The 924-nt window shown below is 63.3% G+C and carries 1 protein-coding gene; it reads left to right on the top strand.

The genetic code is table 11. From position 1 onward, the window contains the following. On the top strand, positions 1-924 hold a 924-nt coding region (locus tag EN742_RS36170; protein WP_281035061.1), incomplete at both ends, for a glutamate synthase central domain-containing protein.

Raw genomic sequence — 924 nt, forward strand, 5'->3', positions numbered from 1 at the left:
ACCTGGAGAAGGGTCGCATCGTTTCCGACGAGGAGATCAAGTCGGAGATCGCGACCAGGCATCCCTACAAGAGCTGGCTCGCCAACACCCAGCTCATCCTCGAAGACCTGAAGCCGGTCGAGCCGCGGGCGCTGCGCAGGGACGTCAGCCTGCTCGATCGCCAGCAGGCGTTCGGCTTTACCCAGGAAGACACCAAGCTGTTGATGTCGCCGATGGCGACCACCGGCCAGGAAGCGGTCGGCTCGATGGGCACCGACACGCCGATTTCGGCGATGTCGGACAGATCGAAGCTGCTCTACACCTATTTCAAGCAGAACTTCGCCCAGGTCACCAACCCGCCGATCGACCCGATCCGCGAGGAACTGGTGATGAGCCTGGTGTCGTTCATCGGGCCGAGGCCGAACATCTTCGATCTCGTCGGCAATTCGCGTCGCAAGCGGCTCGAAGTGCGCCAGCCGATCCTGACCAATGGTGATCTTGAGAAGATCCGCTCCATCGGTCACACCGAGGACCGTTTCGACACCAAGACGATCGACATCACCTATGCTTCGAACGAAGGCGCGGCCGGCATGCAGGGCGCCATCGACCGGCTGTGTGAGCGCGCCGAGGCGGCGGTCGCCGGCGGCTACAACATCATCATCCTGTCCGACCGTCAGCTCGGGCCGGACCGCATCGCCATCCCGGCATTGCTGGCGACGGCGGCGGTCCACCATCATTTGATCCGCAAGGGATTGCGCACGTCGGTGGGGCTGGTCGTCGAGTCCGGCGAACCGCGCGAGGTGCATCATTTCTGCTGCCTTGCGGGCTATGGCGCCGAGGCGATCAATCCCTATCTCGCCTTCGACACGCTGCTCGACATGCACAAGCGCGGCGAGCTGCCGGCCGAAGTCGACGCCAATGAGGTCGTCTCCCGCTACATCAAGT

This window comes from Mesorhizobium sp. M4A.F.Ca.ET.020.02.1.1 (assembly GCF_004022645.1).
Taxonomy (GTDB): Bacteria; Pseudomonadota; Alphaproteobacteria; order Rhizobiales; family Rhizobiaceae; genus Mesorhizobium.